The sequence below is a fragment of the Pantoea sp. XY16 genome (genome assembly GCF_025153065.1).
Taxonomy (GTDB): domain Bacteria; phylum Pseudomonadota; class Gammaproteobacteria; order Enterobacterales; family Enterobacteriaceae; genus Pantoea; species Pantoea alfalfae.
Window position 1 is genome coordinate 149,110 of sequence record NZ_JANZNP010000004.1, and the last position, 22,932, is coordinate 172,041.

The window sequence follows — 22,932 nt, forward strand, 5'->3', positions numbered from 1 at the left end:
CACCATGAACATACCGCATAAAACGCTGCTCGCGCTGACCCTGACCGCATTGCTGGCAGGCTGTGATGATGGTGCGCTGGTCGATCCGCAAAAGCAGATCGGACCGAACCCCGAACTGCCGCAGGCGCAGAATTTCTTTATGCCGCCGATGCAGGTGCCGGAAGGGACGCCGTGGAAAGCCGGGGAAATGCCAAAAGTGGCTGACGGGCTGAAGATTGAAAAGATTGCTGAGAATCTGCAGCATCCGCGCCAGGTCTACGTGCTGCCAAACAATGATGTGCTGGTCGCGGAATCCAACGGCCCCTCAAAACCGATCACCCGACCTAAGCAGTTGATTATGGGCATTGTGCAGAAAGCGTCAGGTAAGGGCGGCGCAGGCGGCAACCGCATTACGCTGCTGCGCAACGTCAATGGCAAATGGGAGCAGCACCGCTTTATCGAGAATCTGCACTCGCCGTTTGGCATGCAGTTGATTGGGAATACGCTCTATGTGGCGAATGCTGACAGCCTGGTGAAGTTCCCCTATCGCGAAGGGGACACGGAGATCCGCACCGCACCTGAAGAGGTCACGGAGCTGCCGGGCGGACCGATTAACCACCACTGGACCAAAGCGCTGTTAGCCAGCCCTGACGGCAGCAAGCTCTATGTCGGTGTCGGATCCAACAGTAACGTCACCGAAAACGGCATTGGCGCAGAGTATCGCCGGGCAGCGGTGCTGGAGGTGGATGCGGCCAGCGGTGCCAGCCGTATTTACGCCAGCGGTCTGCGCAATCCGACTGGCCTGCAGTGGGAACCGCAGAGCGGCAAGCTGTGGGCGGTTGTCAATGAGCGTGATGAAATCGGCTCCGATCTGGTGCCGGACTACATGACCTCGGTGCAGGATAAAGGTTTCTACGGCTGGCCCTATAGCTACTTTGGTCAGCATGTGGATACCCGTGCCGAACCGCAGCGTCCCGACCTGGTTGAGAAGGCGATCAAGCCGGATTATGCCCTGAGTTCGCATGTCGCGCCGCTGGGCCTGTTGTTCTACGGTGATGACAACATGCCGCAGTACCGTGGTGGTGCGTTTATCAGCGAGCATGGCAGCTGGAACCGGACGCCGCTGAATGGCTACAAAGTCGTGTGGGTGAAGTTCGAAAACGGCAAGCCGGTGGGTCAGCCGCAGACGGTGGTCTCAGGCTTCCTGACGGACGATGAAAAGCAGGTCCGTGGTTTGCCGGTGGGTCTCGCCAGCGATAAACAGGGCGGCGTGCTGATTGCTGACGACGCAGGGAACACCATCTGGCGTATCAGCGCCGCGAAGTAAGTTCTGCGCGGGTTGAGTTATCGCCCTAAAACAGGCATAAAAAAAGGATTTGGCATCTCGCCAAATCCTTTATTTTTTTGTTCGCTTCCCGGCTGGTAACCGCGTTGCGAACGAGGTGCTCAGCACTCTCCACAAACAAGATTGTAAAATGTGCGGCTAAGGATTTCAAGTTTCGCCAAAATACTGTATGTTTATACATGTGTTGAGTGTTGAGCATCGCCTCATTGTCGACTGGCCGCTCCCAGGGGCACGGTTTTAAAATCCCGGCAGGCATCAGGTGGTGCTGGCCTGTGGCTTTAACCATGAGTGCCGCTCAGCCCTCTCCACAAAGATGTGCTTAGGCGCCCGGCGGGTAGAGTCAAAGCCCTGGTTGCCGAACAGCGCGCTCCTGAAAAAGGAGAAGGAAAGTGATGGAACTGACTAAGCTGATTCTGGATCTTATCCGGGTCATCTTGCAGATCATCGTTGCCCTTATGCAACTGACCGGTCACGCAGGTTAACCGGAACTTGAAACAAGGCGGAGCTAACCACTCCGCCTTTTTTCTGTGTCAATTCTCTGTCATTAAAGGTGGGTATGGTGGTGCGGCAAAAGCACGCCGCCGGGGTGTTGCTTATCCTGACCGGGAGTAATATGTCCATTGCCGCCGCTATGCCCGCCCGATTAACGCACACCTGGATTGATGAAAGTGTACGGATGCGGGAAACCACCGTGGGTCAGCAGTGTGAGATCCTGGCGCACAGCACGCTGGAATACAGTGAGCTGGGTGACTTCTCCTATGTCGGCGAGCACTGCTGCCTGGCCGACACACAGGTAGGGCGTTTCTGCGCCATTGCCAGTCAGGTGCGTATCGGTGCGCCGAATCATCCTATGGACCGCGCCTCGCAGCATCGCTTTACCTACTGCCCGGAGTATTATCATCCCGACGCGCGGCGCGATCAGAGCTTCTTTGCTGCCCGTCGTGCCGATCGGGTGGTGATTGGCAATGATGTCTGGATCGGGCACGGCGTCATTGTGCTGCCCGGCGTCACTATTGGCGATGGCGCGGTGCTGGCCGCGGGCGCAGTGGTAACGAAAAACGTTGCGCCCTACAGCGTGGTGGGCGGTGTTCCGGCCCGGCCATTGCGGGTCCGGTTTACGCCTGCGATTGCCGCCCGCCTGCAGCGCATTGCCTGGTGGAACTGGCCACTGGAGAAACTGCTCGCGAATCTGCCCGACTTTCAGCACGGTAACATCGAAGCGTTCTGCCAGCGTCACGAAGGTTAATTATCCTCCCGGGCCATTCTCCCGCTGACTGAGGGCGTGCCGGCCTATTTAAAAAAGAGCCAGCCCGCCACGCTAAGCAGTCCCAGGGTCAATACGACAAACACTTCGCCGCGGGCAAAAGCATTCTCCCGGTGCTGCTCGTCATTTCGAATATCATGAAAACGCGCCAGCGCACGCTTTTCATCAGGGGCGGTGACTTCTTCAAACTGTTTCTCGTAGCCGCTCTGTGACAGCTGATCCATACCCGCGCTGTCGCTTCTCTCCAGCACAGTAATCTGGTGACCCTTTTTAAAAAAACAATACTCCGGCATGTGCTCCTCCTGGAACAGGGTGGCTGTGAGAAATAACCTATATGAACCGGCAGGGCGTTGTATACCAAAGTCTTCAGGCAGCAGGTTCAGACGTCGCCCGCCGGAGGGGGCGCCTGTCCCGCAGGGCAACTATCACGCACCGCGCCGATCTGCGCTTTGTCCCGCCCGGAGAACGCCACCAGGTCATCGGTAATAAGGAAAATGGTCAGCAGACCAGGGTAATTTTATGATTGACCTGCTCTGCACCCGCACAGAAAGGCGCAGGCGCTGACCGCGGCACCGGCATAGCAGACGGCATGCCATCCCCAGAGGGCGTAAAGCTGGGTGGCGGCAGTCGCGCCCAGCGCACTACCCAGCGAGTAAAAGCACATATAGGCACCCACCAGACGACTGGCCGCCTCGGGCCGGGCCGCCACGAGCAGGCTCTGATTAATCACATGCACCGTCTGGATAGCGAAGTCTGGCAGGATCACCCCTAAAACCAGCAGCAGAAGCGCGTTTTGCAGCGCGGCTATCGGCAGCCAGGAGAAGGTCAGCAGCGCCAGTGCGAATCCCGTGGCGCGTTGCCCCCGTCCCTGATCAGCCCATGTGCCCGCTCTGGAGGCCGCCAGCGCCCCGGCCAGGCCCGCCAGTCCGAACATCCCAATCTCAGTGTGTGTCAGCGACAGGGCGGTCAGCGACAGGGCGGTCAGCGGCAGCACCATCGGGGACCAGAGCATACTGAAGGCCGCAAAAATCAGCAGCGCCAGGATGCCTCGCCTGCGCAACAGCGGTTCTGTGCGGAACAACCGACGCACCGACAGTAACAGCTGAGGGTAAGCGGTGCGCGGCGTCTGGCCGGTTGTAGCGGGCAGCACTTTCACCAGTATCAGCGAAATGAGCAGTAACAGGCCCGCGGCCGTCAGATAGACCGCACGCCAGCCCGCCAGATCGGCAATCATTCCGGCAACAAAGCGCGCCAGCAGGATGCCGATCACGATGCCGCTGGTCACGCTGCCCACCACCTGTCCGCGCTGTTCTGGTGACGCCAGCATGGCGGCCCACGCCACCATTAGCTGCGTGACCACCGCCATGAATCCCACCAGCAGCATTGCGCAGAGCAGCGTCATCAGGTCTGGCGCAACCGCAGCAGTGATTAACGCCAGCACGGAAAACAGCAACTGGGTAATCACCCGTTTTTTGCGGTTCACGCAGTCGCCCAGCGGCACCAGAAAGATTAGCCCAAGGGCGTAGCCGCTCTGCTTAGCCGTTACCACTGTGCCAATGGTGCCGCTGGAAACCTGCAGGCTGGCGGCGATCGACTCCAGAAGAGGTTGTGCCGAGTAAACATTGGCGACCGCCAGCGCAGAGGTGAGTGAGAACAAAAAGATCATCCGGGACGAAAGCGCCGGGATCGCGGCTGGGGGCGAATCGGCTTCAGGATCATGCGCCTTGCCAATCGTACAGGTCATGTTGCTTTCCTTTCTGGTTTTTATTTGAAACTGGATTGGCGATATCTTTAACCGGGCTGGTTTTTTTTTGCCACTCCTTTTCGGAGTGGCTAAACTGGCATCATGAGACAGGCAGCGTGAGAGAAGAGCATGGCTAAGCAGGAATCCTTGAGAACCAGCGAGTGTCCGATCGCCAGAACCCTGGAGTCGATAGGTGAGCGCTGGTGCATGATGATCGTGCGTGAAGCCTTTGATGACGTCCGCAGATTCAGTGACTTCCAGCGGAATTTAGGGCTGGCGAAAAACATCCTGGCGTCACGCCTGAAGCAGCTGGTGGAGATAGGGGTGTTTGAGATTGCGCCAGCCTCCGACGGCAGTGCCTACAGCGAATATGTTCTGACCGAAAGAGGCCGTGCGCTGTTTCCGGTTGTGGTCGCGATGCGCCAGTGGGGCGAGCGTTACCTGTTTGAGAAAGGCGAGACACACTCCGTGCTGCTGGATAATGCGGAAGGAAAGCCGCTTGCGCGGCTGGAGGTTATTTCCTCACAGGGGCAAAAACTGGAACCGGCCGACTGTCATCGTCAGCGAGTGGTTGCTGAAGGGTAACCGTCAGGATTTTTCCTCTTCCGCACACTCTGAAACGGACAGGCCTGACATCGCACGCGTTACCCGATCATCGCTATTGTCGGTGGCGGTGATTGAACAAAATGCCTTACTCCCGTTTTACGCTCCGTCATAAGGGCGTTATCCCCGGAAACAGGTCCCCGCGCTTCCTCATCCTTTCGTGCCCCGCATCATGACAGGCCTGTCGATATCATCACATTTTCCAATGACCGGTTGCCTTGTAACTTGCCAGGGCGCATGACATTCTCGCTAATTGTATAGACATGTATCTTCAACCAGAAACCGGGCACATTACTTTTTCAGTTAACGCGTCTCTTACTGTTCCAGCGAGGAATCTATGTCGGTCAAATCATCTGTATCAGCTTATTCAGGCGCAGAGAAACCACGCCTGTCAGAAACCCGTTCCATTGATTACATCCCGCTGCGTGAGCGTCATGGTCACTCCTTTAGCCAGTTCACGCTCTGGTTCGGTGGCAATCTGCAAATCACGGCCATTGTCACGGGTGCACTGGCGGTGGTGCTGGGTGGAGACGTCGTGTGGTCGCTTATCGGCTTACTTGTGGGACAGATTCTGGGTGCAGCGATCATGTCTTTGCATGCGATCCAGGGCCCGCGTCTGGGTTTACCGCAGATGATCACCAGCCGTATGCAGTTTGGCGTGTTTGGTGCCGTCATTCCGCTGGTGCTGGTGTGCATGATGTATGTGGGATTTTCCGCCAGCGGGACAGTGCTAGCGGGACAGGCGCTGGCTAAACTTATCGATGTCAGCAATTCAGCCGGGATGATCCTGTTTAGCATGCTCATCGTGATCATCGCGGTGCTGGGCTATCGCATGATTCATCAGCTCGGGAAGGTCGCGAGCGTCATCGGCGTTTTAGCTTTTGCTTATCTGTTTATCACGCTGTTCACCACGCATGACTTATCCGCCGTGTGGCAGAATCAGCACTTTACCCCGGCAAATTTCCTGCTGGCGGTTTCCCTTTCTTCCTCCTGGCAGATTGCCTTCTGTCCCTATGTGTCGGACTATTCGCGCTATCTGCCAGCTGATGTCTCCGCGAAGAAACTCTTCTGCTCGGTCTTTTTTGGCACCGTACTTGGCACGCAGGCTTCAATGACGCTGGGGGTGATTGTTGCTGCCATTGCCGGAAGTGCGTTTGCAGGCAATGAGGTCGGTTACATCGTGAACATGGGCAGCACGGCGACCATGGCCATGGTGATTTATTTCGCCATTTGCTTTGGAAAAATCACATTTACCACGCTGAACGCCTACGGCAGTTTTATGTCACTGACCACCATTATCTCTGGCTTCCGTCAGCAAACCACGCTGAGTCGGGGCGGGCGTATTCTGTTTGTGGTGCTGATGGTGACGCTGGCCTGCGTCATTGCTCTGGTCAGTGAGCCGGCCTTTCTGAAATCCTTCACCCACTTCCTGCTGTTTCTGCTGGCTTTCTTTGTGCCGTGGAGCGCGATCAGCCTGACCGATTTCTATCTGATCACCAGGGGCAAGGTTGATGTCCCGGCACTGTCGCAGCCGGGTGGACGCTATGGTCGCTGGAACCTGGCCGGTATTACCGTCTATTTTCTGGGCGTGCTGGTGCAACTGCCGTTTATCGATAATCCGCTGCACCATGGATCGCTGACCTGGATTTTTGCCGGTAATGATGTCTCGTGGATCATCGGCTGGTTTGCGACGGCACTGTTATGGCTGATCGCCAGCCGCTGGGATCGCCGGGGCACACCTGAACAGTCAGTTTATCCCGCAGAGTGACACGCTGAAGCCCCTGAGCAACCAGCGCTCAGGGGCTGTCAGTCTGTGTGGGTGTGATCGCCCGCATGTCAGATGACCGTCGTGCCAGACAATCTGATTGTCTGAAATCAGGCGGCTGAAACATCCGCTGCGCCGGTCTGCGCCTCTGCCACCAGCGGTTTCTCCGGTTGCAGCAGCGTCATTGCCAGCATACTGCCAAAGGCGATCAGCGCGGTGACGGTAAACATTGCGTTGTAGCCGTAATATTCCGCCAGCCAGCCGCAGAGCATCGGAGAGATAATCGCTGCCAGATTGGCTATCGCCAGCGTCATGCCGCTGTAGGTGCCCACCGACGCTTTCGGGGTGACATCAATCACCACCGACCAGTAGACATTGTTCACCAGTGCATTCAGTGCATTGCCCAGGGTCATCAGTGCAATAATCCCGGCAGCCGACTGCACATAGGGGATCGCCATAAAGCAGCAGGCAGTGCCGCACAGCGTGACGGCGGCAAACAGATTGCGCGCCAGATGCAGGCTACGGAAGCGGGCCAGCAGGGCGTCGGCAATGCGACCGCCCAACAGCACCGTGATACAGGCGCCGCTCCACGGGATCATCGCGACGTACCACAGTGAGTGCAGGTCGTAATGGAAATTATCCTGCAGATATTTCGGCATCCAGGTCACCAGAGTAAAGGTGATGTAGAGGAATGAAAAGTAACCGAGCGCGTTGCAGACCAGGGTGCGGCTGGTAAAGAAGCGCCACCAGGGGAGGGGGACACTGTCGCCCGCGCTGCGGCGCTGACCTGTCTGGATAAGCTGACGTTCTGCGGCGTTGGTATGTGGACTTTTCTCCGGGCTGTCGCTGAAGGTGCGGGCAAACAGCGCCATCGCCAGCAGGGAGAACACACCCAGCAGGATAAACATCATCCGCCAGTCATGGGTCAGCAGCAGCAGGCCCACCGCAATCGGGGCGGTCAGCAGCGCACCCACCTGGGTCGAAAGCAGGCCGATACCCAACGCGAAGCCACGCTCGCTGTCAGGTGCCCAGTGGGCAATCGCCTTGTTCATCAGCGCATAGGCCGGGCCTTCGGAAAAACCAAACAGGATGCGCAGGGCAGCAAAGCCCATAATGGCGGAGCCGCCAAACAGCGCCATGCCCAGTTCACCCGCCCAGGCGGTGGCGATCTCCAGCAGCGACCAGAGCACGCCGGCCAGCAGCCAGACTTTTTTCGTGCCGATACGGTCGGCAAGAAAGCCGCCACACAGCGAACCAAACAGATAGCCAAAGCCAAAGTAACCCAGCACGGCACCGAGCTGGACTTTGCTGAAGTGGTACTCCGCCGCTATGGCGTTGGCCGCAAATGACAGGGCGCCGCGATCGATGTAGTTGATCAGGGCGATCAGGAACAGCAGTGAAAATATGGTGTAACGGTAACGGCTGGTTGTCATCTCACTTCTCCTGATTAAATGTCTCAGGAGAGCAGAAGCAAAATTGATGCCGGAAAGGGCATTTATCCGGCAAACAGCGGACAAGCACTGGGTACGGGCCGCTGAGCCCGCCCCGTGTAGGGTTAGCTGATCCCGCTAATTATTCGCCTGCGCATCAATGCGGTGCAGTCATTGCCTGTCGATGGTGAACCTCAGGCAGCGTTATGATGCGTGCTGCTGACGTGGGGCAGTGGGATAAGCACGACGTCCGCTTCAGCCGTGGTTTTATCCTGTGGCATTTTGCCAACGTGCTGCAACATCTGCCGCTGATACGTCGCATCAGCGACTGTTGTCTGTTCACTCAGCAGCACGCCCGCTTCATTAACATTTTTTCCTGCCACTTTTACTTTGCTGGTGGCACTGGCCAGCATCCACTCATATTCAATATCGACATGGCCGCTATCAATACAGCGAATTCCGCGCTGACTTAAATCATACGCCAGCACGGTTGCCGTCGGCCCTAATGAAATTAAGACCAGGTCAAAGTTGACGGCATTCGCTAATACCGTATCGAAAAGACGATCATAAACGGAAAAAGCATTACGGTTCAGCGTCGTAATACGTTTAATTTCGCTGGCCCCCTCCAGTAAATCATTGCCTAATCCCAGACGTGTGCCACTGCCTTCAACAATTAATACCCGGCGACCCTGATAAAGCTGTTTAAATTTATCGAATATCGTCCTGGATAATTGTTTGCTTTTATAATCGTGATAAGGGCGGGTCACTGAGGTATTGCCATACTGGTACTGATGATTCAGCAGAGCATCATAATGTTTAAAGTAAAATGATTTATGGAAGAACCAGAACAGGGCCGATCCATTTTTCATACTGCGGGTGGTGCGAAAAGCATCCGGCAGGCAAATCAGACAGTCCGGGTTGTCCTGGGGGGCCTGCAGCAGCAGCGCCTTGAGCCTTGCCGACAGTTTTGGGTCAAATGGCTGAAAGCCAATGTTTTTATACCAGGTCATCTCCAGTTCCCCGTCGCCGTAACGGGCCAGTGATAATTGCGGTTTACGTAATAGCAGATCGATAGTTTCTTCTATCGACATGACGGAATAACGCTTTACCCGTACCTGCGCGGCAGGATAGCGAATGGCTGCATTAATAAATTTAAACGGGAAACGAAACTTACGATAAATACTGTGAAGTGCGGACATAGTTAGCCTGCCTGGGTTATTGCTGCCAGAGAAAATCCCGCCTGCTGGCCGGATAAATTCTTATAACAGTGCTGATATATATCACAGATAGAAACAGCGTCAGGCTACGGAATATCTGAAAGCGATTTCATGGTCAGAATCCCTTTTATTATTAATCTGTTTCTTATTAAATGAAGCGCTAAAAAAATAATGGCAGATTAAAGTCAACTGCCAGAATTAATACTTTGAAAATCATTGACACCGCATGAGCACTGATCAGCAGACAGTTTAAAACTGCAGTGTATTAAGTTTTCTGCTTATAGCATTAAGAGCTTTTGCAGCACGGCGTGAATAAACCATTAGGCTTATTTGACACTTATTACCCCTGTTTGATCAGACTTAAGCTGGCGTTCATGAAGCGCAACGGATCTGTCAGTTATTCACCTTTGAACAAAAGGTGCGATAACGCACGGCCTATCGTTAATTTTTTGTGATGGATATCGCGTATTTGGCCCTTAGGAAAGTAAATAAAGCGGTGGTAAAGCCTCTGCAGTCGACATTTCTAATAAATATTACTAATGATTTACGCCTGTACACGTTTTTACATATTTCTCATGTACGTTAAAATCTCGTTGAATTTATGTTTCCAGCTTAACTTTCTGATGACCGCTAATGACCCGAGGATGGATCATGATCAATAAAATAACCAGCGTAATCATGGTGATATTTGCTATCGCCCTGATTTACATGGGAGGACAACTTCTGCTTGCAGGAGGCAGCGCGTTCTATGCGTTGATGGGTGTGGGCGTTCTGCTCAGCGCGATTCTGCTGATGATGAACAAACGTAGTGCACTGACGCTGTATGCGCTGCTGATGTGGGTTACGCTGTTCTGGACGATCTGGGAAGTGGGCTTCGACAAATGGCAGTGGATCCCGCGCGGCGACCTGTTTGGCGTGCTGGGTCTCTGGCTGGCGCTGCCATGGGTGGTACGTCCTCTCTATCAGGGACAGCGTCGCTTCCATCCTTTCCTTGGCGGCTCAGTGGTGCTGATGGTGCTGCTGGTGATTGGCCTCTGCTTCTACGATCCGCTGCCGCAACAGGGCACCATTAACACCCAACGTAATAGTTCCGCGACCGGCGGTGCTACTGAAGAGTGGAACGCCTATGGCGGTACGACGGATGGCCAGCGTTTCTCGGCACTGAAGCAGATCACTAAAGATAACGTGAAAGATCTGGAAGTGGCCTGGACCTATCACACCGGCGATTTGCGCCAGGGTGATGATGCGACTGAATACACCTTTGAAGCGACACCGCTGAAAGCCAACGGCATGCTCTACTTCTGTACGCCGCACAATGAAGTCCATGCTCTTGATCCGGAAACCGGTGCGGTGAAGTGGAAAACAGCGCCGGATAAAAACCGCTCTTATCTGCAGCAGCACCAGACCTGTCGTGGCGTGAGCTACTTCGATGCCGGTCAACAGGCGGAGCAGCAGACAGGCGCATCCCCGGCTATCTGCCGTAAACGTATCTTTAATGCGACCACCGATGCCCGCCTGCTGGCGCTGGATGCCGATACCGGTAAAGCCTGTGCTGACTTTGGTGACAACGGCGTGGTAAACCTGCGCGCCAACATGGGCGAGGTGCGTCCGCACGCGCTGATGCAGACTGCCGCGCCACTGGTGGCAGGCAATCTGGTGATCGTTGGCGGTTCGGTGATGGATAACGGCTTCAACAGCGGCAACCCATCGGGTGTGATCCGTGCCTATGATGCCGTTACGGGTCGTCTGGTGTGGAACTTCGATCCGGCTAATCCGGATAACACTGCACCGGTCGCCGCAGGCGCAACCTATCCACAGGATACCCCGGTCGCCTGGGCCACCCTGAGCGCCGACCTGAAAAACGGCCTGGTTTATGTGCCGTTTGGTAACGCCTCGCCGGATGAAGTGGGACTTGAACGCGATCCCGCCAGCAACACTGAAAAATTCCGTGATGCGCTGGTGGCACTGGATCTGAATACAGGAGCGTTCAAATGGCGTTATCAGAGTTCGAACCACGACCTCTGGGATCGCGATAACCCGTCACAGCCGTCGCTGGTGGACATCAACTATCAGGGCAAACCGCAACCGGCGGTGATCCTGCCGACGAAAACCGGCAACCTGTTTGTGCTGAACCGCCTGACCGGTGAGCCGGTTTACCCGGTAGAGCAGGTTAAGGTCTCCACGGATGGCATTAAGGGCGAACAGTACGCGGCGACCCAGCCGGTCTCCAGCCTGAACTTCATTCCGCAGCCGCTGACTGAGAAGTCGATGTGGGGCATTACGCCATTTGACCAGATGGCCTGTCGCACGACCTTCCGTGAGCTGCGTTATGATGGTAACCCTTGGACGCCGCCAACCGAGAAGGGCTCGCTGATCTTCCCGGGCAACATCGGGGTGTTTAACTGGGGTTCCGTGGCTGTTGATCCGCAGCGTCAGATGCTGATTGCGGCACCGGTGCGCCTGGCCTACAAATACAACCTGATTAAGCGCACGCCGGAAACCGAAACCCAGCGTACTTTCACCAAAGATGGCACGCCGTACTGGAATGAAAACTTCCACGGAGATTACGCTATCCACATCCAGCAGATGGCGTCGGGTCTGGGTATTCCCTGCATCGCGCCACCGTGGGGACGGATGGTCGGTGTGGATCTGACCACCGGCAAAACTGAATGGCTGCGTCGCGTCGGTACCACCAAAAACCTCAAGACCAGCTTCCTGCCTGGCCGCTTCCCGCTCGGTTTCCCGATGGGTATGGTGGCGCACGGCGGACCGCTGCTGACGGCGGGTGATCTGGTGTTCCACGGCGCAACGGCAGATAACTTCTTCCGTGCTTACGACAGCACCACTGGCGAACTGCTGTGGCAGACTGAACTGAGCGCGGGTGCGCAGGCCACGCCATCCACCTTTATGGGCAAAGATGGCAAGCAGTATGTGGTGATTGCCGCGGGCGGCCACGGCTCGCTCGGCACCACGGCGGGCGACAGCGTTGTCGCTTTCCGTCTGAAGTAATCCTGACCCGCTGAGCGCCGCCCCGGCGCTCAGCTTTTTTCACACCTCTGCCTGTCAGATCTCACGCCCGGCTTATCGCGACAACCTGTTGTATTTCATCTCAATTCTTTCATCTCCGTATTCACACCATCTGATAACGCATCGAAACCATTTCGTGACAGCGCTCCCGCTTTAACGATTTCTCCTGCCTGACAGACTTGCGCATTAAGCCGCGAGGCGTAGATTAATATATGACTTCACAATTAATCGTGAATACGAAAAGTACTTCACAATACGCACTCTGAAGGATTGATGCTCATGTCGGAACTGAAATTTGCTACCCGTCTTAACTCTTTCGCCTCGGGGGCGCACCTCTACTGGCCCGATAAGCAGGGCAAGCCCTCTGTGCTGCAGATGGTTGCCCGTGCAGGCAAGGTCAAAGGCTTAACGCATCTCGACCTCAACTATCCGCAACATCTCACCAGCGATATCGCCACACTGCGCCAGGCGATCAGTGATGCGGGTCTGGCCGTTAACGGTATGCAGATGCGCTGGGACGCGCCGCAGTTCAAAATCGGCGCGTTTACCCATCCCGACGCGAAAGTGCGTCGCGAAGCGATTGAACTGACCAAGCGCGGCATCGACGCGGGTCGGGAATTTGGTTCACGGCTGATGACGCTGTGGATGGGGCAGGACGGTTTCGATTACTGCTTCCAGGCGGACTATAAGAAAATCTGGGAGGATGCGGTCAGCGCCGTGCGTGAAGTGGCGGAGTATGCACCGGACGTTGACGTCAGCATCGAATATAAACCCAATGAGCCACGCGCCTACAGCATCTTTCCCAACGCCACCACCTGTCTGCTGGCTGTGGAAGAGGCGGGCTGCGCCAACCTGGGGATCACCCTGGATTTTGCTCATGTCCTGTTTGCCAATGAGATCCCGGCTTACGCCGCCGCCATGGTGGCGCGCCGCTCACGGCTGCTGGGGCTGGACCTTAACGACGGCTGGGGCAAGCGTGATGACGGCCTGATGGTTGGCTCAGTTAACCCACGCGCCACACTGGAGTTTCTCTGGCAGATGCAGCGTGATGGCTACCGCGGTGCCTACTACTTCGATACCTTCCCGGATGCCAGCGGTCTTGACCCAATCCGTGAGGCAGAAAGCAATATTGCGACCGTGACCCGTCTGCTGAGGCTGTGTGACCAGCTGCACGACAACGCGGCGTTACTGGCGGCCATCGGGCGTCAGGATGCGGTGGCCTCTCAGCAGATCGTCAATGACATCATGCTGGCGCGCTGACAGCCGATTAATCATAAAAACATCACACCTCTACCCAACACCCTGAGAATAAAAAATGAAAAAACGCCTGCTTGCTCTTATCGCCTCCTCACTGCTCTGCAGCACGGTTTATGCGGCAGAACTGGCACCGCTGCAATCCGATACTGAACCGGATCGCACCGACTGGACCCAGCTCGACACCAGATATGGCGCACTGCCAAAAGTCGATAAGTCGCTGAAGATTGGTGGGGTATCGAAAACCCTGACCAATGAGTACTGGCGCTCACTCGGCCAGGGCTATCAGAACGTGGCGAAAAAGTATGGTTTCACTGTCGCTTATCAGGCGGCAGCCAATGAAGACGATCAGCTCGGTCAGCTCTCCATTGCGGAAACCCTGATCTCGCAGGGCTTTAACGGCCTGCTGGTTTCGCCGCAGACCGATATCAACCTGGAGCCTGCACTGGAGAGTGCCAACAGTAAAAATATTCCGGTGGTGAACGTTAATGATGCGGTGATGCCGAATGCGCGCTACTACGTCGGCAACGTCCAGAAGGATAATGGCGTGCGGGTGGCGAAGTGGTTTATTCAGCACCATCCGCAGGGCGGCAAAGTGGCGGTAATTGAAGGGCAGCCAGGGGTTTATGCCGCCGGACAGCGCACCCGTGGCTTTAAAGAGACGCTGGACAGCGCCGGGAAGTTCACCATCGTGGCCAGCGTGCCCGCCAACTGGAGTCGCGAGCAGGCCTTTAACGCCGCATCGACCATTCTGCAGCAGCATCCTGATTTGATCGGCTTCTACGCCAACAACGACACCATGGCACTGGGCGTGGTGGAGGCGGTACGCGCGCAGAACAAAGCGTCACAGGTGGCCATCTTTGGCACTGACGGTATTTCCGATGCCTACGCCTCGATTAAGCGCGGCGAGCTGACCGGCACGGTCGACAGTTTCCCGGTGCTGACCGGTGAAGTGGCGATGGACGTCATTATCAGGCTGATCAACGGACAGAAACTGTCGCGCGTTGTCTCGACACCTCAGGCGCTGATCACCAAAGAGAATGTTGAGGCGTTCTCAACCAAAGACAACAACCGGTTGCGTCAGCTGCTGGCTCAACAATAGGTCTGCGGGAGCGGGTATGGAACAGTTTCGCTTAATGATGTGTGGCATCAGCAAAAGTTACGGTAACGCCGCCGCGCTGCAGGAGGTCGATTTCTCAGTGCGGCCCGGCGAGGTGCACGCGCTGATTGGGGAAAACGGCGCGGGTAAGTCGACGCTGCTGAATATCCTCTCCGGCGTTCGCGGCGCGGACAGCGGAGAGATCTGCGTCAACGGAAACCGGGTGCAGATCCGCAGTCCGCTCAGCGCCCGTCAGGCCGGGATCGCGATGATCCACCAGGAGTTGCAGCATGTGCCTGAGCTTTCCGTGGCGCAGAACATGTTTCTGGGTCGCCCGCTGACCCGCGCCGGGGGCTGGTGGGTGGATAAAAAGGCCCAGCTGGCGCGGGCCACCCTGATTCTGAAGACGCTGGATCCCACTATCGATCCCGATACGCCGATCAGGAACCTCAAGGTATCGCAGCAGCAGATCGTTGAGATTGCCCGGGCGCTGCTGGATGACGCCAAAATCATCGCCATGGATGAACCGACCTCCAGCCTGACGCCACGCGAATTTGATCGGCTGGCGGAGCTGATTGGCGATCTGAAGTCGACCGGCGTTTCGCTGATCTATGTCTCGCACAAGATGAATGAGATTTTCCGGGTGTGCGACCGCGCCACCATTATGCGTGACGGAAAGCAGGTTGGGGTGGTCAACATCAGTGATGAGGATGAGGAGAGCATCGTCGCCAAAATGGTCGGACGGAAGATCGACAAGCTTGACCATCAGGCATTTGTCACCGATCGCGAAGTGCTGCGGGTAGAGGATCTGACGCGTGGCAATGAGGTGGTGGCGGCCAATTTCAGCGTTCGTGCGGGCGAAGTGCTGGGGATTGCCGGGCTGGTGGGTGCCGGGCGCACAGAACTGCTGAAGTTGATTGCTGGTATCGACCGGCGCACCCGTGGCACGGTGAGCGTCAACGGTGCCGCGGTGAAGAACCACAACGTGCGTGCGGCGATCAAGGCGGGCATTGGCCTGGTACCTGAAGACCGCAAAAAAGAGGGCATTATCAAAGAGCGGGCGGTGAAGATGAATATGGCGCTGCCGTCGATGCACCGCTTCACGTCGGCGGGGCTGATGAACCAGGCCCGGCTGGACCGCGAGGCGTTGAAAGTTATGGGCGACCTGAAACTGCGCCCGCTCGACATTGAGAAAACCATCGGCACGCTGAGCGGCGGCAATCAGCAAAAAGTGATCATCGGCCGCTGGGTTGCGGCGGATGCCAATGTGTTTCTGTTTGATGAGCCGACGCGCGGTATCGATATTGGTGCCAAGTCTGAAATCTATCACCTGATTGAAAAACTGGCCCAGGCGGGCAAAGCCATTGTGGTGGTGTCGTCAGAAATGACCGAGATCATGCGCATCTCCGATCGGGTGCTGGTGATGCGCGAGGGCCGGATAACCAAAGAGTTAACCGGCAGCGCGATCACCGAAGAGAACATTGCCCGTTATGCCATCAAAGATATTGACCAGACGGCCTGACCGCTTACCTGACACTATTTAAGGTTATAACTATGACAACTCACACATCTACCGGGCCGGGTACCCGACCTGCGCTGCGGCTTAAATTTAATCTGCGTGATGCCGGTACCTTAATTGGCTTACTGATTATCGTGGTGACATTTTCGTTTCTGTCACCGGTCTTTTTCACCCTGCCTAATCTGCTGAATATTCTGCAGCAGTCCTCCATCAACGCCCTGATCGCACTGGGCATGACGCTGGTGATTATCTCCGGCGGGATTGACCTCTCGGTCGGCCCCACTGCAGCGCTCTCTGCGGTGCTGGGTGCAACCCTGATGGCATCGGGCGTGCCGGTGCCGCTGGCGATCCTCGCGACGCTGGGTGTGGGCGCGATGTGCGGACTGTTCAGCGGCACGCTGATCGCCTATGCCGGACTGCAGCCGTTTATTGTCACGCTGGGCGGCCTGTCGCTGTTCCGGGCCATTGCGCTGATCTACACCGGCGGCAATCCCATCTTCGGTATTCCGCTGGAATTTCGCAGCCTGATCAACAGTACGCTTTTCGGTATCCCCACGCCGATTGTGATTGTGGCAGTGATTGCACTGCTGCTGTGGACGGTGATGAATAAGACCCCGCTGGGGGAATATATTCTGGCGATTGGCGGCAATGAAGAGGCGGCGCGGGTCGCGGGTGTGCCGGTTAAGCGCACCAAGGTCACGGTCTATATCTTCTCCGGCCTGCTGGCCTCACTGGCCTCGCTGATTCTGATTGGTCGTCTGGGGGCTGCCGAACCGACCATCGGCAACCTGTGGGAACTGGATGCGATTGCGGCGGCGGCCATTGGCGGTGCGTCGTTAATGGGCGGCAAGGGCAGTATCTTCGGGACGCTGATCGGCGTGGTTATCCTCGGTGCGTTACGTAATGGCTTGACCTTACTGAACATTCAGGCCTTTTACCAATTGCTCGCTACCGGCCTTATTATTATCATAGCGATGTTGATTGACCGGGCGACCCGAGGCAAGTAATGAAGCAAGATCCGCGAGCCATTGGCGCTCAGATTCGTATGCGTTTGCCCCAGCTGACGCCGTTAGAACGTCGGGTAGCTGAGGCGATAATTGCCCGAACCGACATTACCGAGCAATCCTCATTAAAGGAGATTGCGCGGGAGAATAATGTCTCTGAAGCGATGATCGTTAAGATTACCAAAAAACTTAACTTCACCGGCTTCAGGCATTTCAGAAGTGGCCTGATTTATTATAACCAGTCTGAAGTGGCAGGGCTGCATGCGGAAATTGAGCCGGATGATTCATCGGAGCAGTTGCTGGCCAAAGTTTTCAGAACCTCTATCCAGGCGATTGAAGAGACCTTATCGATTCTGGATGTTTCTGAATTCAATCGTGCGGCGGACATTATCTTTAAAGCGCGTCATATCGATCTCTACGCCGTGGGCGGTTCTGCCGCCGTGGCGCGGGACCTGTCACACAAGATGCTGAAGATTGGCATTAAGTCGACTGCCTATGACGACGCCCACATCATGCTGATGTCTGCCGCCGTGTTATCTGATGACGATGTGGTTATCGCCATCAGCCATTCGGGTGCTACGCGTGCGGTGAACGATCCGGTCAGACTGGCGGGAAGGAATGGCGCGAAGGTTATCGCCATTACCAACTATGCCGAATCCCCGATCGCGCAGAGTGCGCATGTGGTCCTCAATTCAACCTCTCAGGGATCGCATCTGCTGGGTGAAAACGCCGCGTCACGCATCGCCCAACTCAATATTCTGGATGCGCTGTTTGTCGCTATCGCCAAGAAAGATCTGAAGCGGGCGGAGAAGAACCTGATGAAAACCCAGCATGCGGTTCAGGATCTGCGGGAATTCTAGCTATGAGCAAAATTGCAGTCACCGGCAGTCTTCACTACGACATTATGCTGGATGCACACCATCGCCCGGAAAAAGGCGAAACCGTGATGGGCAGCGCCTGTCACTATAAGTTTGGTGGCAAGGGAGGTAATCAGGCCGTCGCAGCGGCACGCGCGGGTGCCACAGTGCGCTTTGCCGGTTCAGTGGGGCGCGATCAGCAGGGGCAATTCCTGCTGGATCATCTGCAGCAGGCGGGGGTCGATTGCACCGCCGTCAGCATCATTGATGCGCTTCCCTCCGGGATGAGCGTGGCGATTACCGATGCCGAAGGAGATTACGGTGCTGTGGTGGTCTCCAATGCCAATCAGCAGATCCCGCTGGAGACCTTTGTGCAACCCGGTTTCTGGCAGGAGGTGTCGCTGCTGATGCTGCAAAATGAAGTCCCGGAAGCGGTGAACCTCTGTGCGGCCCAGGCGGCACAGCAGCGGGGGATTACGGTCTGCGTCAATGCCGCGCCCGCCCGGCCGTTGTCAGCCGCGTTTGAAAACTGTATCGATCTGCTGGTGGTGAACGCCATTGAAGCGCGCGATATGTGCGGGATTAGCGTGCAGGATCTGACGTCGGCGCGCTCAGCGGCAGAATCGCTGGCCAGCCGGTTTGCCAGAGTGGTGGTTACCGCTGGTGAACATGGTGTGGCTTACAGCGAGGCGGGAGAGACGCATACACTGGCGGCGCAGAAGGTGACACTGGTCAGCACCCACGGTGCCGGGGATTGTTTTGTCGGCGTGTTGTGTCAGCGCCTGAGTAGCGGGGTAACGCTGGCAGAAGCGGTGAGTGCGGCAAATCGTGCAGCTGCCGAACACGTTTCCCGGCAGCCGCACTGATTAATGGCGTGCCACGTCAATGACCTGGCACGCTAACGTCATCAGGCGCCGACGTTCACCACGGTTTTACCGAAGTTTTTGCCATTCAGCATATCGATAAACGCCTGTGGCGCGTTCTCTAACCCTTCAATCATGTGCTCGCGATAGTGGATTTTTTTGCTCTCCACCAGCGGACGCATCGCCTCCAGGAACTCCGGATAACGGTCACCGTAATCCTGGAAGATGATAAAGCCCTGCATACGGATGCGGCGCTTCAGAATGCCCGCCATGATCAGTGAGGTTCTGTCCGGGCCTTCCGGCAGCTCACGCTGGCTGTAAGCCGAGACCAGACCACAGACCGGCACGCGCGCAGCGGTGTTCAGCAGCGGGAACACGGCATCAAACACTTTGCCGCCGACGTTTTCGAAGTAGATATCGATGCCATCCGGGCAGGCATTTTTCAGCTGCTCTTCAAAGTCGGCACTGTGGTGATCGAGGCAGGCATCAAAGCCCAGCGTATCGACCGCGAAACGGCATTTCTCTTCACCGCCCGCCACACCGACGACACGGCAGCCTTTCTGTTTACCCAACTGACCAACTGTTGCGCCTACCGGACCGGTTGCGGCGGCAACGACGAGGGTTTCACCCGCTTTTGGTTGACCGATATCCATCAGGCCCATATAGGCGGTAAAGCCTGGCATCCCGAGAATGCCCAGCGCCCATGACGGATGTGGCAGATCGTTGCCCAGCTTCGCAATCTCTTTGCCATCGGAGACGGCATATTCCTGCCAGCCGCTCTGCGCCAGCACCCAGTCACCGGTTTTAAACTCGCTGTTTTTCGATTCGACGACCTGACAGACGGTGCCGCCCACCATCGGCTGATCCAGCTCTGCCGGCGCGGCGTAGGATTTACCCTCGTCCATCCGGCCACGCATGTAGGGGTCAAGCGAGAGATAGATGGTTTTCAGCAGCAGTTCACCCTCTTTGATTTCCGGGACGGGCTGGGCCACATGGCGGAAATTCTCTTTGGTCGGCTCACCGTGAGGGCGTGAAGCCAGTAACCAGGCGTGGTTCTGGGTTGCTTGTTCAGTCATATTGTCATCCTTTTATAGCCGGGCAATGCTCAGGGCATCACCATATGAATACCGGGAAAGTGTAGATGACAGCGGCGGGAATGCGTTTAACGCTGTGAGCGGTAAGCATGATTTACCGATAACAGCGCATAAGGTGCTAACCGCGGGGACACCGCGGATGCAGGACCATTCATGTCGCGGGTTCAGACTGACGGCTGTTCACATCCGCTTGCAAAAAAACGGGCAGGCGAGTCTTCAGCGGTGCGGTATGACACGCATTACGCGAAGCAAACGCGGGTTGACTGTCAGCTCCCTCCCAAACCCGCTAAAGCGGGTTTTTTATGCCTTCAATTTATGGACATGGGAAGTTGCTGCGCATCCGGCGTCACGGGTAGCTCTGAAGATTGTGATAAATATCAGGGAATTTTACAGGGAGAGAACCATGATTATCCAGCATCTGCGTATTGCCCGACCGGTGACAGACCTGACGCAAAGCAGTCAGAGCTATTGCCACGGGCTGGGGTTGCAAGAAATCGGTGAGTTTACCGATCATCAGGGGTTCAGTGGCGTGATGCTGGGCGCTGAAGGGCTGGGCTGGCATCTCGAATTCACGCTCTGTCACACGCATCCCGTCCGGCCATCGCCAACGGATGAGGACCTGCTGGTGCTCTACATTCCGCAACGGCCTGACTGGCTGGCCCGATGTGCCTGTATGGATGAGGCAGGATTTCTGCGGGTTCCTGCACTTAATCCTTACTGGGATCAACGGGGCGTGACATTTAGCGACAAGGATGGTTATCGTGTTGTTATCCAGCATGCAGCCTGGCAATCCGCAATCTGACGTGTAACGGAGCTCACCCTGAACATTCTTTGCTTTCACACCGCGGCCAGTAATATCGCAATATTTGATGATGCCGCCAGCGCACTGGCATATGAGACGTCGCCGCTGAATCATCTGGTAATGCCTGCGCTGCTGGCAGAAGCGGAATGCAGCGGCGGGATGACAACTGGGTTACGCCGCCGTATTGCCCAAATGATTGAAACGCTGCTGCCGCAGTTCGATGCGGTGCTGATCACCTGCTCGACGCTGGGGCCGGTTGCCGGTGATTTCAGCGCGCAGGATCGGGTTATGCGCACCGACGGGATGTTAGCGGAGGCGCTGCAGCGGCAGGCAGGGCGCACAGTCGCGCTCTGTGCGGCAGAATCAACACTGGCGGCGACGCGGACGCTCTTCTGCCAGCGGGGCAGCCAGACAGAGATTGTGCTGGTGGAGGGCGCGTGGGCGGCGTTTAAAGCGGGGGACACAACACGATACTTTGCACTGATTGCGGCAGCCGCCGAGCAGGCGTATCAGCAGGGAGCCATTGCGGTGGCTTTGGCGCAAAGCTCAATGACGCCGGTTGCCCTGCAGTTTCCCGCGGCACGGCGACCGCTGACAGGCCCGCATCTTGCGCTGCACGCCTGCTACGAACTCAGATGATCGTCACACCCTGCTGGCTCAGCGCCAGTTGCAGCGCGTTGTCCGGCTGCGTTTCTACAATCAGCGTGCTGGCCAGTGACAGATCGCCAATGGCAAAGGCGGAGGCGGAATTCAGTTTTTCGGCTGATGCCAGCACCACGGTTTCTGCTGCACGTCCTGCCAGCGCACGCTTCACCGTCGCCTCTTCGTAATTGCCGGTGGTCAGCCCGGCCGCCGGATGCACACCGGTCACGCCCATAAAAAAGAGATCGGCATTAATGCGGTTGATCGATTCCAGCATTGATGCGCCCACCGTCACCACTGAATGCTTATAGAGCTGCCCGCCAACCATAATGATCTCCACCAGTGGATGATCGGCTAATGCCAGCGCCACGCTGGGACTGTGGGTGACGGCGGTAAAGCTCAGCGCTGCGGGTAACTGTCGCACCAGTTCCGCGCTGGTGGTCCCGCCATCAATCAGCACAATCTGTCCCGGCTGGATCAGCGAGATTGCCTTCTGCGCGATAACCTGCTTTGAGGCGGTCTGCACGCTTTTGCGCGTTTCAAAGGTGGCCAGCGCAGCGGAAACCGGCAGGGCGCCGCCATGCACCCGCTGCAATAAGCCTTCAGCCGCCAGTTCACGCAGGTCGCGGCGGATAGAGTCTTCGGAGAGGCCAAAGCGCTGGCTGAGGTCGCGCGATTGCACCTGTTTTTCCTGGGCGAGCAGGGCAAGAATCGTCTGTTTTCGCTGGCGGGATAGCATGACTGGCCTTTGCATGTTTTTTCTTGAAGTTGCACGATTTTGCATGATAGCGTGATAGCTGTCTACTATACTGGAGAGCATCATGCAGCAGAACCATCCCCGCGTGCGCATCATCAATGAGCAGTTGCTGTCAGATAACTGGTATACCCTGAAGAAATATACCTTCTCGCTGCTGCGCCGTGACGGCCGCTGGCAGGAGCAGAGCCGTGAAGCCTATGACCGCGGTAACGGCGCAGTGATCCTGCTCTACAACCGTGACAAACGTACGGTGGTGCTGACCCGTCAGTTTCGCTTTCCGGTTTTCCTGAATGGACATGATGGCTTTCTGATTGAAGCGGCCGCCGGTCTGCTTGATAACGCCTCGCCCGAAGCGCGTATTGTTGCCGAAGCGGAAGAGGAGACGGGTTTTCGCGTCAGCCATGTTCAGAAGGTGTTTGAAGCCTTTATGAGCCCCGGCTCGGTGACGGAGAAGCTCTATTTCTTTATTGCTGAGTATGACGATCAGCACCGCAGCGGCGAAGGCGGCGGAATTGCGGAAGAGGGTGAGGATATCGAGGTGCTGGCTCTCGATTTTGATCAGGCGTTACAGGCCATCGATCAGGGCAGGATTGTGGATGCTAAAACCATCATGCTGCTGCAGCATCTGCGACTCAAAGGTATCTTATAAGAAAGCGGGCAGAGCAAC

General features: G+C 56.5%; 20 protein-coding genes. 14 read left to right on the top strand and 6 right to left on the bottom strand.

Annotated elements, in window-relative coordinates:
• Positions 1–4 precede the first annotated feature (4 nt).
• Together N1689_RS05350 and N1689_RS05355 are read left to right on the top strand one after the other, a co-directional pair.
• A complete protein-coding gene (locus N1689_RS05350; protein WP_161732345.1) occupies positions 5–1,306 on the top strand; it encodes a sorbosone dehydrogenase family protein in 1,302 nt (433 codons plus the stop codon).
• A gap of 631 nt (positions 1,307–1,937) precedes the next feature.
• Complete coding sequence (locus N1689_RS05355) at positions 1,938–2,570, top strand: DapH/DapD/GlmU-related protein (RefSeq protein WP_253421887.1); 633 nt, start codon at positions 1,938–1,940, stop codon at positions 2,568–2,570.
• A 44-nt stretch (positions 2,571–2,614) separates the two neighbouring features.
• Here N1689_RS05355 and N1689_RS05360 read toward each other — a convergent pair whose 3' ends face one another.
• Together N1689_RS05360 and N1689_RS05365 are read right to left on the bottom strand one after the other, a co-directional pair.
• Positions 2,615–2,881, bottom strand: coding sequence for a hypothetical protein (locus N1689_RS05360; RefSeq protein WP_161732341.1), 267 nt, complete (start codon positions 2,879–2,881; stop codon positions 2,615–2,617).
• 224 nt (positions 2,882–3,105) lie between these two features.
• On the bottom strand, positions 3,106–4,332 hold the full coding sequence (locus N1689_RS05365; protein ID WP_260058179.1) for an MFS transporter: 1,227 nt from the start codon (positions 4,330–4,332) through the stop codon (positions 3,106–3,108).
• Positions 4,333–4,461: 129 nt separating this feature from the next.
• On the opposite strand from N1689_RS05365, the gene N1689_RS05370 reads away from it, so the two are divergent.
• A complete protein-coding gene (locus N1689_RS05370; RefSeq protein WP_161732337.1) occupies positions 4,462–4,917 on the top strand; it encodes a helix-turn-helix domain-containing protein in 456 nt (151 codons plus the stop codon).
• Positions 4,918–5,272: 355 nt separating this feature from the next.
• Positions 5,273–6,703, top strand: coding sequence for a cytosine permease (locus tag N1689_RS05375; RefSeq protein WP_260058180.1), 1,431 nt, complete (start codon positions 5,273–5,275; stop codon positions 6,701–6,703).
• 107 nt (positions 6,704–6,810) lie between these two features.
• On the opposite strand, the gene N1689_RS05380 is transcribed toward N1689_RS05375, so the two are convergent.
• Entirely contained in the window at positions 6,811–8,133 is a 1,323-nt protein-coding gene (locus tag N1689_RS05380; RefSeq protein ID WP_260058181.1) for an MFS transporter, read from the bottom strand.
• Positions 8,134–8,324: 191 nt separating this feature from the next.
• A complete protein-coding gene (locus N1689_RS05385) occupies positions 8,325–9,329 on the bottom strand; it encodes a GT-D fold domain-containing glycosyltransferase (protein ID WP_260058182.1) in 1,005 nt (334 codons plus the stop codon).
• Between the two features lie 669 nt (positions 9,330–9,998).
• Here N1689_RS05385 and N1689_RS05390 point away from each other — a divergent pair.
• The 7 genes from N1689_RS05390 (at position 9,999) to N1689_RS05420 (ending at position 18,973) form a co-directional block, all read left to right on the top strand.
• Positions 9,999–12,356: a membrane-bound PQQ-dependent dehydrogenase, glucose/quinate/shikimate family gene (locus tag N1689_RS05390; RefSeq protein ID WP_260058183.1), complete on the top strand. Its 2,358-nt coding sequence runs from the start codon at positions 9,999–10,001 to the stop codon at positions 12,354–12,356.
• Between the two features lie 297 nt (positions 12,357–12,653).
• Positions 12,654–13,634, top strand: a complete 981-nt coding sequence (locus N1689_RS05395) for a TIM barrel protein (protein WP_260058184.1) — start codon at positions 12,654–12,656, stop codon at positions 13,632–13,634.
• 55 nt (positions 13,635–13,689) lie between these two features.
• A complete protein-coding gene (locus N1689_RS05400; RefSeq protein ID WP_161734703.1) occupies positions 13,690–14,730 on the top strand; it encodes a substrate-binding domain-containing protein in 1,041 nt (346 codons plus the stop codon).
• 16 nt (positions 14,731–14,746) lie between these two features.
• On the top strand, positions 14,747–16,249 hold the full coding sequence (locus N1689_RS05405; RefSeq protein ID WP_253421902.1) for a sugar ABC transporter ATP-binding protein: 1,503 nt from the start codon (positions 14,747–14,749) through the stop codon (positions 16,247–16,249).
• Positions 16,250–16,281: 32 nt separating this feature from the next.
• Positions 16,282–17,253 carry an ABC transporter permease gene (locus N1689_RS05410; protein WP_260058185.1) on the top strand — a complete coding sequence of 324 codons (972 nt, stop codon included), beginning with the start codon at positions 16,282–16,284 and terminating at the stop codon, positions 17,251–17,253.
• Complete coding sequence (locus tag N1689_RS05415; RefSeq protein WP_161734709.1) at positions 17,253–18,110, top strand: MurR/RpiR family transcriptional regulator; 858 nt, start codon at positions 17,253–17,255, stop codon at positions 18,108–18,110. The genes N1689_RS05410 and N1689_RS05415 overlap by 1 nt, the downstream gene beginning before the upstream one ends.
• Before the next feature lie 2 nt (positions 18,111–18,112).
• The gene (locus N1689_RS05420) at positions 18,113–18,973 is read left to right on the top strand and encodes a PfkB family carbohydrate kinase (protein WP_260058187.1); all 861 of its coding nucleotides are present in this window, start codon (positions 18,113–18,115) and stop codon (positions 18,971–18,973) included.
• 41 nt (positions 18,974–19,014) lie between these two features.
• Here the strand turns inward: N1689_RS05420 and N1689_RS05425 are convergent, their stop codons facing one another.
• The gene (locus tag N1689_RS05425; protein ID WP_161734715.1) at positions 19,015–20,046 is read right to left on the bottom strand and encodes an NADP-dependent oxidoreductase; all 1,032 of its coding nucleotides are present in this window, start codon (positions 20,044–20,046) and stop codon (positions 19,015–19,017) included.
• 421 nt (positions 20,047–20,467) lie between these two features.
• Between N1689_RS05425 and N1689_RS05430 the strand changes: the two genes are divergently transcribed.
• Positions 20,468–20,866: a VOC family protein gene (locus tag N1689_RS05430; protein ID WP_260058188.1), complete on the top strand. Its 399-nt coding sequence runs from the start codon at positions 20,468–20,470 to the stop codon at positions 20,864–20,866.
• A gap of 159 nt (positions 20,867–21,025) precedes the next feature.
• Positions 21,026–21,505: a glutamate racemase gene (locus tag N1689_RS05435; protein WP_260058189.1), complete on the top strand. Its 480-nt coding sequence runs from the start codon at positions 21,026–21,028 to the stop codon at positions 21,503–21,505.
• Here the strand turns inward: N1689_RS05435 and N1689_RS05440 are convergent.
• Complete coding sequence (locus N1689_RS05440) at positions 21,498–22,247, bottom strand: DeoR/GlpR family DNA-binding transcription regulator (RefSeq protein ID WP_260058451.1); 750 nt, start codon at positions 22,245–22,247, stop codon at positions 21,498–21,500. The genes N1689_RS05435 and N1689_RS05440 overlap by 8 nt on opposite strands.
• Positions 22,248–22,329: 82 nt before the next feature.
• On the opposite strand from N1689_RS05440, the gene N1689_RS05445 reads away from it, so the two are divergent.
• Positions 22,330–22,914, top strand: coding sequence for an NUDIX domain-containing protein (locus tag N1689_RS05445; protein ID WP_161734724.1), 585 nt, complete (start codon positions 22,330–22,332; stop codon positions 22,912–22,914).
• The last annotated feature ends 18 nt before the right edge of the window (positions 22,915–22,932 follow it).

Coding starts and splice junctions, on each gene's coding strand:
- N1689_RS05350 (WP_161732345.1), top strand. CDS start 5: ATGAACATACCGCATAAAACGCTGCTCGCGCTGACCCTGACCGCATTG.
- N1689_RS05355 (WP_253421887.1), top strand. CDS start 1,938: ATGTCCATTGCCGCCGCTATGCCCGCCCGATTAACGCACACCTGGATT.
- N1689_RS05360 (WP_161732341.1), bottom strand. CDS start 2,881: ATGCCGGAGTATTGTTTTTTTAAAAAGGGTCACCAGATTACTGTGCTG.
- N1689_RS05365 (WP_260058179.1), bottom strand. CDS start 4,332: ATGACCTGTACGATTGGCAAGGCGCATGATCCTGAAGCCGATTCGCCC.
- N1689_RS05370 (WP_161732337.1), top strand. CDS start 4,462: ATGGCTAAGCAGGAATCCTTGAGAACCAGCGAGTGTCCGATCGCCAGA.
- N1689_RS05375 (WP_260058180.1), top strand. CDS start 5,273: ATGTCGGTCAAATCATCTGTATCAGCTTATTCAGGCGCAGAGAAACCA.
- N1689_RS05380 (WP_260058181.1), bottom strand. CDS start 8,133: ATGACAACCAGCCGTTACCGTTACACCATATTTTCACTGCTGTTCCTG.
- N1689_RS05385 (WP_260058182.1), bottom strand. CDS start 9,329: ATGTCCGCACTTCACAGTATTTATCGTAAGTTTCGTTTCCCGTTTAAA.
- N1689_RS05390 (WP_260058183.1), top strand. CDS start 9,999: ATGATCAATAAAATAACCAGCGTAATCATGGTGATATTTGCTATCGCC.
- N1689_RS05395 (WP_260058184.1), top strand. CDS start 12,654: ATGTCGGAACTGAAATTTGCTACCCGTCTTAACTCTTTCGCCTCGGGG.
- N1689_RS05400 (WP_161734703.1), top strand. CDS start 13,690: ATGAAAAAACGCCTGCTTGCTCTTATCGCCTCCTCACTGCTCTGCAGC.
- N1689_RS05405 (WP_253421902.1), top strand. CDS start 14,747: ATGGAACAGTTTCGCTTAATGATGTGTGGCATCAGCAAAAGTTACGGT.
- N1689_RS05410 (WP_260058185.1), top strand. CDS start 16,282: ATGACAACTCACACATCTACCGGGCCGGGTACCCGACCTGCGCTGCGG.
- N1689_RS05415 (WP_161734709.1), top strand. CDS start 17,253: ATGAAGCAAGATCCGCGAGCCATTGGCGCTCAGATTCGTATGCGTTTG.
- N1689_RS05420 (WP_260058187.1), top strand. CDS start 18,113: ATGAGCAAAATTGCAGTCACCGGCAGTCTTCACTACGACATTATGCTG.
- N1689_RS05425 (WP_161734715.1), bottom strand. CDS start 20,046: ATGACTGAACAAGCAACCCAGAACCACGCCTGGTTACTGGCTTCACGC.
- N1689_RS05430 (WP_260058188.1), top strand. CDS start 20,468: ATGATTATCCAGCATCTGCGTATTGCCCGACCGGTGACAGACCTGACG.
- N1689_RS05435 (WP_260058189.1), top strand. CDS start 21,026: ATGACAACTGGGTTACGCCGCCGTATTGCCCAAATGATTGAAACGCTG.
- N1689_RS05440 (WP_260058451.1), bottom strand. CDS start 22,247: ATGCTATCCCGCCAGCGAAAACAGACGATTCTTGCCCTGCTCGCCCAG.
- N1689_RS05445 (WP_161734724.1), top strand. CDS start 22,330: ATGCAGCAGAACCATCCCCGCGTGCGCATCATCAATGAGCAGTTGCTG.